This window comes from Kitasatospora sp. NPDC001683, from assembly GCF_053596495.1.
The window spans coordinates 16,954-29,236 of record NZ_JBSFGK010000014.1; the positions used below are offsets into that span (position 1 = coordinate 16,954).

Annotated in this window: 8 protein-coding genes; 3 read left to right on the forward strand and 5 right to left on the reverse strand. The window is 75.8% G+C overall.

The genetic code is table 11. The annotated features are described in order from the left end of the window. Nucleotides 1–429 precede the first annotated feature (429 nt). The 4 genes from ACWCYO_RS10190 to ACWCYO_RS10205 all read right to left on the reverse strand — a co-directional run bounded on the left by ACWCYO_RS10190 (nt 430) and on the right by ACWCYO_RS10205 (nt 6,616). Nucleotides 430–1,770 carry a hypothetical protein gene (locus tag ACWCYO_RS10190; RefSeq protein WP_270144586.1) on the reverse strand — a complete coding sequence of 447 codons (1,341 nt, stop codon included), beginning with the start codon at nt 1,768–1,770 and terminating at the stop codon, nt 430–432. A 265-nt stretch (nt 1,771–2,035) separates the two neighbouring features. Beyond that, nucleotides 2,036–4,738: an SUKH-4 family immunity protein gene (locus ACWCYO_RS10195; protein WP_449783944.1), complete on the reverse strand. Its 2,703-nt coding sequence runs from the start codon at nt 4,736–4,738 to the stop codon at nt 2,036–2,038. Between the two features lie 63 nt (nt 4,739–4,801). Further along, a complete protein-coding gene (locus ACWCYO_RS10200; RefSeq protein ID WP_270144590.1) occupies nt 4,802–5,803 on the reverse strand; it encodes an SMI1/KNR4 family protein in 1,002 nt (333 codons plus the stop codon). Between the two features lie 63 nt (nt 5,804–5,866). Beyond that, nucleotides 5,867–6,616 (reverse strand): DegT/DnrJ/EryC1/StrS family aminotransferase, encoded by a 750-nt coding sequence (locus ACWCYO_RS10205; protein ID WP_449783945.1) that lies wholly within the window; start codon nt 6,614–6,616, stop codon nt 5,867–5,869. Between the two features lie 197 nt (nt 6,617–6,813). Here ACWCYO_RS10205 and ACWCYO_RS10210 point away from each other — a divergent pair, with 197 nt between their 5' ends. Beyond that, nucleotides 6,814–7,275, forward strand: coding sequence for a YwqJ-related putative deaminase (locus tag ACWCYO_RS10210; RefSeq protein ID WP_270144594.1), 462 nt, complete (start codon nt 6,814–6,816; stop codon nt 7,273–7,275). A gap of 77 nt (nt 7,276–7,352) precedes the next feature. Continuing rightward, nucleotides 7,353–7,919 carry an SUKH-3 domain-containing protein gene (locus tag ACWCYO_RS10215; protein ID WP_270151036.1) on the forward strand — a complete coding sequence of 189 codons (567 nt, stop codon included), beginning with the start codon at nt 7,353–7,355 and terminating at the stop codon, nt 7,917–7,919. A 3-nt stretch (nt 7,920–7,922) separates the two neighbouring features. Here ACWCYO_RS10215 and ACWCYO_RS10220 read toward each other — a convergent pair whose 3' ends face one another. Continuing rightward, nucleotides 7,923–9,191, reverse strand: a complete 1,269-nt coding sequence (locus ACWCYO_RS10220) for a sensor histidine kinase (protein WP_270144595.1) — start codon at nt 9,189–9,191, stop codon at nt 7,923–7,925. 258 nt (nt 9,192–9,449) lie between these two features. On the opposite strand from ACWCYO_RS10220, the gene ppc reads away from it, so the two are divergent. Continuing rightward, a complete protein-coding gene (gene ppc, locus ACWCYO_RS10225) occupies nt 9,450–12,245 on the forward strand; it encodes a phosphoenolpyruvate carboxylase (protein ID WP_270144596.1) in 2,796 nt (931 codons plus the stop codon). The last annotated feature ends 38 nt before the right edge of the window (nt 12,246–12,283 follow it).

Consider the following 12,283-nt stretch of genomic DNA (forward strand, 5'->3'; position numbering starts at 1 on the left):
CGGGCGGCAGCCGTCGGCATCCGCCACGAACTGGACATATTCCTGTCACTGGCCGTCCATGGAGATCGCGCACCATGGTGAACGTGCCCGCCGCACCCAACCGTGGGGGATGGCTGTGGCGGCACTGTCGCACCCCCGATGGGGATCGGAGGTGCGCGGCCGGGCGACCCTGGGTGGGGGCGCCCGCCCAAGCGCCGGGAACCGTGGCGCCCTTTCCTGGAGGGCGCCACGGGTCTCGGCCTCACCGCTCCGTCCGCCCGCTCCGCGCGCCCGCCCCGGACGTCCGCACCCGTCCGGTGGGCACCTCCTCGCCGGGGACTACCAGCGGGGCAGGTTGATGTCGTACATCATCACCTGGTGGCCCCGGTCGGCGTTGAGGGCCCAGGACGTGAAGCTCACCGGACTGATCGCGGGTGCGGCCGGCCGACCCTAGCGGCGGCGGTAGGAGACGGTGTTGGGGGCCGCGTAGTCGGCCCCGTCGTCCACGATGATGATCTTCGGGATGATCCGGGTCTCCTCGGCGCCCTCCGCGCCGTCCCGCTCGGCCACCTGCTGGGGCGGCGCGGCCGGCTTCGGCGGCACCACGGCCGGGGCGACCGGGCCGGTCAGCACCGGCTCGGCGGCCTCGGCCTCCGCGGCGTCCCTGGCCTCGGCGACCCGGGAGAGGGCCGAGGAACCGCCGATCACCGGCTGGCGCAGCACCGCCGTCGCCCTCTCCGGTGCCGCAGCCTGCGCGGGTGCCCCGGCGGCGGCATCGGCCACGGCCTTGCGCAGGTCCGCCACCGGGATCTCCCCGGTGTCCGCCTCCGAGTCCGCCGGGGCCGCATCGGCCACCGCGTCCGCCGGAGCGGCCGCGGCCCCGGCGGCGGCGGCGAGCGCCTCGGGCTCGATCTGCCCGACCGCCGCGCCGGTGAGCGAGGCCAGGGTGGCCTTGATGTGGTCCAGGTGCTGCTGCACGGTCTCCAGCCGGGCGTCGAAGGCGCGCTGCTCGCGCTCGCTCTCCGCGTTGATCTTCTCGGCCTCCCGGCGGGCCCGCTCGATCAGCTGGTCGGCCTTGGCCTGGGCGTCCGTCTCCAGCTGCTTGATCTGGTTCAGCACGGTCTCCCGGTGCTGCTCGGCCTCCTTGACCCGGCGCTCGGCGGTCGCGGAGACCTCGGCCTCCTCGGCGTCGGCCTTGGCCTGGGCCGCGGCGAAGGTCTCGTCGGCCTGGCGCCGCTTGGCGGCCAGTTCGGCCTCGGCGTGCTCGCCGGCCTCGGCGGCGGCCACCCGGACCTTGGCGGCGTAGGCGGTGGCGCCGTCGCGGGCGGCGCGGCTCTCCCGGTCGGCGTCGGAGCGGATGCCCTCGGCCTCGGCGCGGGTGCGCTCGTCGGTGCGGCGGGCGGCCGCATCGGCCTCGGCGCGGATGGTGGCGGCGTACTCCTTGGCCGCCTTCTCGAGCGCCTGCCCGGCCTCGTACACCTCGTCCCGCAGGTCCTCGGCGAAGCGCTCGGCCTTCTCCCTGACGGCGCGGGCCTCGTTCCGGGCCATCTCGGCGAGTCCGGCTGCCTGCTCGCTGAGCACCTGGTAGTCCGGCTCCGGGGCCTCGTCGGCGGCGCGGCGGATGTCGGCCAGCCGGGTCTCCATCTGCCGGATCCCGGCACCCAGAACGCTCAGCCGTTCCCATGCCTCGTCGCGCTGGGCGGTCAGGGCGACCAGCGCCCGGTCGACCTGCTCGGGCGCGTAGCCGCGCCGGGCCTGGGTGAAGCCGTACTGGGGGACGGCGTCGCTCATGGGCTCTTCCCCTCGTTTCGCGGGCTGCGGAGCCCATGATCGGACGGAACGGCCGGATCCGGAACCGGTTGGGAAACCGGGGCCGGATTCGACCGTCGTGCGGACCGGAATACGTCGAGGACCTGGCGAATAGACCCATCCTCTTGAGCTATTTTGCGCAGATCCGGACGAAACCCCAACGAGGCACAGCTGCCCGGGCATGCCGAAGGGGTCGTTCCGGACACCGGAACGACCCCTCCCCACCTGCGAGGATCGCGACGGTCCGCTACAGCAGACCGTCCCAGAACTGCTCCAGCAGCACGGCCCACCAGGTGTCCGTGGTCTGCAGGGCCGCCGGGTCGATCGCGGCGAGCTCCGCCTGGAAGTCGGTCGTCCAGCGACCGGCCTGCTCCGGCGTCAGCCCGTACCGCAGCCGCCACATCCGGCCCAGCAGGGCCAGCGCGCGGACGAACTCCGGTACACCGCTGTTGACGAAGCGCGGCGGCTGGCCGGTTCCGTCGACGTCCACGGCGACCACGTGCGCGGTGCCGTACTGGACGCACAGCTGACGGCCGTAGTCGTTGCCGAGCACCAGGTAGCCGCCGAAGTCCGCGGCCACGGGCAGACCGCGCTCGGCGGCCAGCTCGGCGAGCGTCGGGATCGGACGGCCCTCCTGCGCCTGGGCCCAGAAGAACGGCCCGAAGTCGCGCGGCAGCCCGGCCCACATCAGGGTCTGCGACACCGGCTCGGGCACGCCCTGGCGGGACACCGCGCGCTGCTCGTAGCGGAACAGGTTCTGCCCGAAGGCCGTCCCGAGCTCCTGGGCGAGCTGCTGGGGCGCCAGCGGGGGCAGCGGCTGGACCGACCCGGGCGCGGGCAGCGGGGCCCGGAACGGGCGGACCCGCTGGGCGCCGGAGGCCAGCTGGTGCAGCTCGTCCAGGTGGTCCAGCAGCTCGGCCATCCCGGCCTGCCGGGAGGCGTGGTCGCGGCCGTACGGAGCGGTGTGGGTCAGCCGCACGTTCGGCCAGGAGGCCGCGATCATGCGGTTGCAGTAGCCGCCGGGCAGGTCGCACGACTCCAGCTCGGTGTAGAGCTCCAGCACCTGCTCCGGGGGCACGTTCAGCCGGCGCAGGTCCTGCAGGATCTTCCACTCCGGGTGCGGGGTGCCGGGCTCGCTGCGGTGCAGCAGCTTCTGCTCCGAGCCGTCCGGGCCCCGGTAGCTGAGCGCGGCGAAGTAGCCCGGGCCGACCGCGGGCACCCCGGGCGGCACCGGCGCGCCCGGCGGCGGGCCGGTGACCGGGGTCGGCGGGACGACCCCGGGCGCGGCGCCCGCGTTCGGGTAGCCGTACCCGGCCGCGGGCGCGGCGGGAGCGGCCGGACCGCCGGGCGGCGGCGGGACGGCGGGGCCGCCGGACGGCGGGGTGCCCGGGTCGGCCGGGCCGCCGAGCAGTGCCGGGTCGATCGCGCTCGCCAGCTGGGTCGCCTCGTACGCCACCCCGGCGGCGGCCGGGGCGGGCGCGCCCTGCGCGGCGGGGGCGTCACCGGAGCGCAGACCCGCCGGGGGCGGGGGCGGCGGGGTCGAACCGGCCGAACGGCCGCCGGGGCCGGGGACGGGCGTGCCGGAGCCCGGGGTGTGCCGCAGCTCGGCGGGCGGGGGCGGCGGCGGGGCGGAACCGGCGTTGCGGCCCAGCCCGCCCGCGCCGGAGGAACCGGACGAGCCGGACGGACCACCGCGCAGCGCACCCGGCGGGGGCGGCGGCGGGGCCGAGCCCGGGGTGCGGCCGAGGCCACCCTGGGCCGCGGCGGCGGGCGGGGCGGCCGGGCCGGGCGCGCCGGGCAGACCGGCCAGTCCGCCGGGCGAGGCCAGCATCGTGGGCGCCTGCTCCACCGGGGCGCCGGGCGGGGTCGCCGGGGCACCGGGCAGGCCCATCAGGCCGGGCATGGCGTCCGGCGGCGCGAGCAGCGTCGGCGCCGGTTCGGCGGCCGCGGCGGGTGCCGGGGCCGGCGGGGCGGCCGGGGGCTGGGCGGTCGGAGGCTGGGCGCCGACCGGCGGGACCGGGGGCATGCCGTAGCCGCCGCTGCCCGGGGGCATCAGCATGGTCGCGGCCTCGGCCCCGGCGGGGGCGGGCGCGTCGGGCAGGTCCGAACCGGAGGTGCGCAGGCCCTCGGGCATCAGGACGGTCGCCGCCTCGGCACCGACCGGGGCCTGCGGCGTCGGGGCGGCCGGCGGAGCGGCCGGCGGCGGCACCGGCGCGGCGGGCGGCGGCTGCGGGGCGACGAACGGCTCCTCGCCGGGCGGCGGCGCCAGCATGGTCGGCGCGTCCCCGGCGGGCCGGTCGGAGACCGGTGGCTCGGTCAGCACGGCGGGCGCGGGCGGCACCGGCGCAGGCACGGGCGCGGGCGGCACCGGCGCAGGCACGGGCGCGGGCGGCACCGGCGCAGGCGCGGGCGGCACCGGCGCGGGCGGCACGTCGGCGGCCGCCGGAGCAGCCGGAGCGGGCACAGCAGGCGCAGGGGCCGGAGCGGGCGCGGCGGCCGGAGCAGCGGCCGCGCCGCCCAGCTTCTCCGCCTCCGCCGCGATCGCCGCCGCCCCCGCCTCCTGCAGCCACTGCGGCGGGCTGAGCAGGAAGGAGGTGGCCTCCACCGGCCCCGGTGCGGGCTTGGCCGCCCCGGCCGGGTTGGCCGCGACCGGCCGCCCGTACACCTCCTCGTACTGCCGGACCACCTCGTTGACGGGCAGCGCGGGCCACAGCGTGCTGGCGCCGGAGTCCCGGGCGATCACCAGCCGCGCCTCGCCCGAACCCGACCCCGCGGCCGACCCGCCGTCGGCACCCGCGGCGGGACCGGCCGCCGCGTCCGCGGGCGACACCGCCCAGCAGACGAAGCCCAGGTCGAACTCCCGGACCCGCACCTCGCGCTGCTGCGCGTGCGGCACGCCGCCGTTGATCCACTCCTCGGCGAGCTCCTGCGCCTGCGCGTACGTCACCACGCCCGGTTCACCCCTGTCCCCGTCGTCCCCACTCGTTCCCTCAACGCCGTTCCCGCCGTCACGTCAGCCCACCGGGACGGCCCGGGCGAACCCGCCGTCCACCATCAGCTCCGCGACCGTCTCCAGCTCCGGCGGGCTGCCGGCCAATCGGAGCAGGAAGGCGTCGAAGTCGTCCCCGCAGGGCAGCAGCAGCCGGGCGCAGCGCTCCTCCGGGGCCTCCGGCGCGCCGGTGTCGCGGGCGTCGTCGTACAGGTGGAACCAGACCGAGCCGATCCGGTCGCCGCGCACCTTGAGCGCGACGATGCCGCCCTGCGCGTAGGCGATGCCCAGGTAGTCCTTGGTGAGGTGGTCGCGCAGGCACTTGTTGGCGTACACGACGTCCTCGGTGCCGTACTCCTCGGTGAGGGTCAGGAACGGCTGGTCGAGCAGCATGCCCAGCTCGGTGTCCAGCGCGACCCCGACCGGGCCGCGGCCGCCGCCCAGCTTGAGGAAGGTGCGGTAGGCGCCGGGCAGCCGGTAGCCGAGGCGCTCCTCGGCGCGCTGGACCAGGTCCTCGGGGACGCCGATCGGGTCCCCGCCGTCCTTGGCCAGCGAGAAGTGGACGGGCCGGCGCTCCTGCAGCGGGCGGGTGCCGCGGCGGGAGTGGTCGGCGGGCGAGGTGGCCAGTCCGCCGTGGTGCCGCAGCAGGGCCTTGACCTCGACCGGGACGAGCTCCATCCGGCGCCAGCCGGGGGCCGCCCGGCCGACCGCGTGGTGCCAGGTCCAGCCGGGCGGGGTGGCCACCGCGGTCTCCAGGTCGGCCCAGAGCGGGTGGCCCTGGGTGAACAGCGCGGCGTTGGCCGAGACGTAGTCGGTCAGCCGCAGTTCGTCCACGCCGAAGCCCTCCGGCGGGTCGGCGACCTCGGCCGCCGCGGCGGCGTACGGGCCGAAGTCCGGGTAGCCGGACTCGTCCACCCGGACCCCGGCCGGGTGCCGCTCCGCACGGACCGGGTCCGGGAACTGCACCACCTGACCTGCGTACGCCGCGTTCGGTGCGGCGGCGACGCCGGGCCGACCTGTCGTCATCTGGGAGCCCCCACTGGCTGCTGCAAATTCTTCGGTGCGCTTGCTGGGCACCAGCCTATTGGTTCACCCGCCCGGCCGATCCCCCGCACCCAGGGCCGTTTCCAACACCTCCACGACCCGCGGCCGCTGCGCCTGAGTGAGGTGCGGGTGCAGCGGCGGGGACAGCAGTTCGCGGGCGGCCCGCTCGGCGACCGGGTAGGAGCCCTGGCCGTAGCCGGGCGGGCGGAACGCCGGCTGCAGGTGCACCGGGGCGGGGCAGTGCCCGCCGGCGGCGCGCAGCACGACGGCCTGCGGGGCGTCCATCCGGGAGTTGAGGCCGAACCGCTCCTGCCGGGACTCGTCGCGCGCGCCGTGGTCGCCGATCAGCCGTACCGCCCCGGCGAGTTCGTCCTCGTCGGTGAGCACCGCCCCGGCGTCGCCGTGGCCGCCGAGGTTCTCGCCCGGGTGGAAGCCGGTCGCCGCGATCCGCCCGTACGCGCCGCGCCCGTGCCGCCGGGCGCCCTGGGACTGCGCGGCGTCCTCCACCACCGGGCGGCCGTCGGCCAGTTCCAGTAGCGCCTCCATCGACGCGAACTGGCCGAACAGGTGGACGGGCAGCAGCGCCCCGCGCCGGGCAGCGCGGCGGCGGCCCGCTCCGGTTCGATCAGGAGGTGCTCCGGGTCGACCAGCGTGGTGCGGACCTTGGCCGGGGAGGGCCGGTTGACGTGGCAGTGCGCCAGCGCGCCGTTGCCGAGTCGGACCGTCAGGTACGCGACGCAGGCGCGGCCGGCCCCGGGCCCGGGGGCGGTTTCGGTGGATCGGTGGACACGTCATGACAGCCGTGTGCGGATCCGGCCGGGGTGCGACCAGGATGCGGGTGGGGCCCGGGCACGACCCGCCGGGAACCGCACGGGCGTTCGCCCGGCCCGCACCCCGGTTGTGCGGTTGTCGGCGTCGAATGACAGGCTTGCCCCGGACCCCACCGGGACCAACAGGAACCGGACCGCCAGGAACGAGGAGGAGGACGCCGCATGACCACCGGTGAGCCGGCGGGCCCACCCGTGCTGCGCCACCACCGCGACAGCCTGCTCCCCGCCGTCGCCGCCGCGCTGTCGCTCAAGGGCGGCGAGGTGCACACCCTGGCGGGCGGCAAGGACGACCGGCGCCCGGTCCTGCACCCGCTGGTCGGCGACTTCCTGGACACCCTGCCGCTCGAGGCCCGCGAGCGGTTCACCGGCCGCTGCCCGGAGGCCGTCCTGCTCTCCCAGTACCTGACCACGGTCGACGGGAAGCGCTCCAAGCGCGCCGCCCGCAAGCCGATGAGCCTGCACGAGGCTCGCAAGGCGCTCAAGGGCGCCCGGATGACGACCCTGCGGATCCGCGAGGAGGGCGACCCGGCGCACGGCACCCACGCCCCGCCGTGCCGCTCCTGCGTCCCGATGCTGGAGCACTTCACCGTGCTGAGCGTCGCCGTCGGGCCGCCGACGCGCTGAGCCGTCCGCCCACCGGACACCCGCGCCCGCCGCCAGCCCCACGCACGTCCCCCGTCCCCGAGCCCCCGGAGCACGCCCTGAATCCGCCCAGCCCGCCCCCGCCCGCCCCGGACACGCTCGCCCCGCCCGCCCCGCGGCCGTCCGGCGCCGGGCGGACCCGCCCGCGCTTCCCCGCCGACGTCGCCGCCGAGCTCAAGGCGTCCGGCTGGCACCCCGGCCGCTGGGAGATCCGGCAGGCCGAGGAGTGGGCCGACACCCTGGTCGGGCACGGCGGTCCCGGCGGCGTCCCGCACACGGTGTTCCCGGCGGCCGTGGAGGCCTGGGCCGAGTTCGGCGGCCTCGCCTTCGACCTGTCCGGGCCGGGCCGCCAGCTGGCCCGCACCCCCTTCCTGCTCGACCCGATGTGCGGACTGCACCAGCCGCGCACCCTGTTCGACCTCGGCCGGGCCCTGGGCACCCGGCTCGCCCCGCTCGGCGAGGAGGCGTACGGGCAGGCGCTGCTGGCGATCGACGAGGAGGGCCGGGTCTACAGCCTGGACCACACCGGCGAGTGGTTCCTCGGCCACGGCATCGACCAGGCGATCAGCGCCCTGGTCCTGGGCACCACCCCGGAACGGCTGCGCACCGCCGAGGAGTACGGCTGACGGCTACCCGAGTCGGTCTCCCCGGACGGCCAGCCGTGACGGCAGCACCGCCTCCACCCGGAACCCGCCGTCCGCCTCCGGCCCGGCCGAGAAGCTGCCGCCCAGCGCGATCACCCGCTCCCGCATCCCGACCAGCCCGTTGCCGCCGCTGGGCAGCTGCGCCGCACCGCGCTCCCCGCCCGGGCAGGCGTTCACCACGCTCACCCGCACCCCGTTCGGCGCGTACGCGAGCAGCACCGACACCTGGGCGCCGCCCGCGTGCTTGTGGGCGTTCGTCAGCCCCTCCTGGACGACGCGGTAGGCGGTCTGCTCGGCCTCGCCGGTGAACTCCTGCCGGCTGCCGCTGACCGTCAGCGTCACCGCCATCCCGGCCGCCCGGGACTGGTCCACCAGCCGCGGCAGTCCGGCCAGCGAGTCCGGCTCCGGCTGCCGCTCGTCGTCCATCCGCAGCACGCCGAGGATCTCGCGCAGCTCGTTGAGCGCCTGCCGGCCCACCTCGCCCATCAGCTTGGCGCTCTGCGCGGCCTTCTCCGGATCCTTGACGGCTATTCGCTCCAGCGCCCCGGCGTGCACCACCATCAGCGAGACCCGGTGCGCCACCACGTCGTGCATCTCCCGGGCGATCCGGGTGCGCTCCTCCAGCCGGGCCCGGCGGGCGCGCTCCTGCGCCTGCTCGGCCAGCAGGTCCAGTTCGGTCTCCAGGCCGTGCGCGCGGTCCTTGAGCGACTCGATCAGCCGTCGCCGCGCCCCCACGTACAGGCCGGTCACCACCGGGGCGACGGTCAGTCCGACGGCCACCAGCAACGAGAACAGGACCTGGATCCACAGCGGCGGCTGCTCCACCGGCGAGTCCCCCGGCACGATCAGCGTCACCGCGATCACGGTCGCCGCCTCGGCGAAGGCCAGCCCGGCCAGCGCCACCACCCGGCGCCGCCGGGAGGGCCACTCCCAGGTCCCCGCCAGCGTGTACAGCGACACCACCAGCAGCACCACGCCCAGCATCCCGGGCGTCACCAGCAGCGTCGCCAGCACCGGTACGGCCGGCCAGCGCCGGCGCACCACCAGCGAACCGCCGGCCAGCGTGCCGAGCAGCGCGATCCCGACCGCGCCCGCGGCGGTCACGTGGATCCGGGCGGAGAGGAAGGCGATCGTGCTGGCCGAACACTCGACCGCGGCGAGCAGCGCCAGCCCGATGTCGAGGAGGGCGCTGCGCCGCCGCTTCCACCACCAGAACGACCGGACCGGCACGCGCTCCCCAGGCGACTTGCTCATGCCTGACAGGTTAAGCGGCAACCCCTTCCCTTCCCCACCGGGATTGCCCGGTACGCTTCCACACCCCTCAAGTGGTCCAGACCACACGTGGTTTTCGGCAGCTTGTCCGCCATCCGGCCACCTCTCGGACAGCGACCGCCCCGACACCTATGCTGGTCGCGTCGGACAGCGCGGTCCGCACGCGTCACACCCGCCACACTGCGCGTGGACCTGTGACGATGAGCCGTTGCCGAACCCCACCACCACAGGGAGCCAGCCGTGACCGCTCCGGTCCCCACCCCGGCGGACAGCCCCACCGCCATCGCCGACAATGCCGCCCTGCGCGCGGACATCCGCCGCCTCGGCGACCTGCTCGGCGAGACGCTGGTCCGCCAGGAGGGCCCCCAGCTGCTGGGCCTGGTCGAACAGGTCCGCCTGCTCAGCCGCACCGACGGCGAGGCCACCGCCGAACTCCTCTCCGACATCGACCTGGACACCGCCGCCAAGCTGGTCCGCGCCTTCTCCACCTACTTCCACCTCGCCAACGTCACCGAGCAGGTGCACCGCGGCCGGGAGTTCGCCACCCGCCGCGCCCGCGAGGGCTCGCTGCTCGCCCAGACCGCCGACCAGCTCGCCGACGCCGACCCCAAGCACCTCGAGGACACCCTGGCCCACCTCGCGGTCCGCCCGGTCTTCACCGCCCACCCCACCGAGGCCGCCCGCCGCAGCGTGCTCAACAAGCTGCGCCGGATCGGCGAACTCCTCGACCGCATCCACCGCGAGGAGCTCACCTCCGGCCTGGCCGCCGCCGACCCGGCCCGCACCAGCAGCGCCAAGCGCTCGGCCGACCGCCGCCTCGCCGAGGTCATCGACCTGCTCTGGCAGACCGACGAACTGCGCATCGCCCGCCCCGAACCCACCGACGAGGCCCGCAACGCCGTCTACTACCTGGACGAGCTCTACCGCGAGGCCGTCCCCGAGGTCCTGGAGGAGCTGCACGAGGAGCTCGCCCGGGTCGGCCTCGCCCTGCCCGACGGCGTGCGCCCGCTCACCTTCGGCACCTGGATCGGCGGCGACCGCGACGGCAACCCCAACGTCACCCCGCAGGTCACCTGGGACGTCCTCAACCTCCAGCACGAGTACGGCATCAAGGACGCCCTCGCCGCGATCGACGACCTGCGCAACACCCTCTCCACCTCCGAGCGGCTGGCCGGCGCCTCGGTCGAACTGCTCGCCTCGCTCAACACCGACCTGCACCGGCTCCCCGAACTCAGCCCCCGCTACAAGCGGATGAACGCCGAGGAGCCCTACCGCCTCAAGGCCACCTGCATCCGGCTCAAGCTGGAGAACACCCGCGAGCGCCTGGCCGGCGGCACCCCGCACGTCGACGGCCGCGACTACGTCGGCACCCGCGAGCTGATCACCGACCTGCGGCTGATCCAGGACTCGCTGCGCGCCCACCGCGGCGAGCTGATCGCCGACGGCCGCCTCGCCCGCGCCATCCGCACCATCGAGGCCTTCGGCCTCCAGCTCGCCACCATGGACGTGCGCGAGCACGCCGAGGCCCACCACCACGCCCTCGGCCAGCTCTTCGACCGGCTCGGCGAGGAGGCCTGGCGCTACGCCGACATGCCCCGCGAGTACCGGCAGAAGCTGCTCGCCAAGGAACTGCGCTCGCGCCGCCCGCTCGCCCCCACCCCCGCCCCGCTGGACGAGGCCGGCACCAAGACCCTCGGCGTCTTCAACACCATCCGCGAGGGCTTCGAGCGCTTCGGCGACGAGATCGTCGAGAGCTACATCATCTCGATGTGCCAGGGCGCCGACGACGTCTTCGCCGCCACCGTGCTGGCCCGCGAGGCCGGCCTGATCGACCTGCACTCCGGGATCGCCAAGATCGGCATCGTGCCGCTGCTGGAGACCACCGAGGAGCTCCAGCAGGCCGACCGCATCCTGGACGAGATGCTCTCCGACCCCTCCTACCGGCTGCTCGTCTCGCTGCGCGGCGACGTCCAGGAGGTCATGCTCGGCTACTCCGACTCCTCCAAGTTCGGCGGCATCACCACCTCCCAGTGGGAGATCCACCGCGCCCAGCGCCGGCTGCGCGACGTCGCCCACCGCTACGGCATCCGGCTGCGCCTGTTCCACGGCCGCGGCGGCACCGTCGGCCGCGGCGGCGGCCCCTCGCACGAGGCCATCCTGGCCCAGCCCTGGGGCACCCTGGAGGGCGAGATCAAGGTCACCGAGCAGGGCGAGGTCATCTCCGACAAGTACCTGCTCCCCTCCCTCGCCCGGGAGAACCTGGAGCTGACCCTCTCCGCCACCCTCGCCGCCTCCGCGCTGCACACCTCCCCGCGCCAGGCCCCCGAGGAACTGGCCCGCTGGGACGCCGCGATGGACCGGGTCTCCGAGGCCGCCCACACCTCCTACCGCGCCCTGGTCGACCAGGACGACCTGCCGAAGTACTTCTTCGCCGCCACCCCGGTCGACCAGCTCGCCTCGCTGCACCTGGGCTCCCGCCCGTCCCGCCGCCCCGACTCCGGCGCCGGGCTGGACGGCCTGCGGGCCATCCCGTGGGTCTTCGGCTGGACCCAGTCCCGCCAGATCGTCCCCGGCTGGTACGGCGTCGGCTCCGGCCTCGCCGCCGCCCGCGCGGACGGCCTCGGCGACGTGCTGGACGAGATGTACGGCCAGTGGCACTTCTTCCGCAACTTCCTGTCCAACGTCGCCATGACGCTGGCCAAGACCGACCTGCGGATCGCCCGCCACTACGTCGAGCAGCTGGTGCCCGCCGAGCTGCACCACATCTTCGACCAGATCGTCGCCGAGCACGAGCTCACCCTGCGCGAGGTGCTGCGGCTCACCGGCGAGAGCGAACTGCTGGAGCACAACCCGGTGCTGAAGCAGACCTTCACCGTCCGCGACGCCTACCTCGACCCGATCTCCTACCTCCAGGTCGCGCTGCTGCGCCGCCAGCGCGAGGAGGTCGCGGCCGGCCGCCACGAGGACCCGCTGCGCGCCCGCGCGCTGCTGCTCACCGTCAACGGCATCGCCGCCGGCCTGCGCAACACCGGCTGACCGCCGGGTGGTTGCGCGTCGGGGCCGGTGCTCTCCAC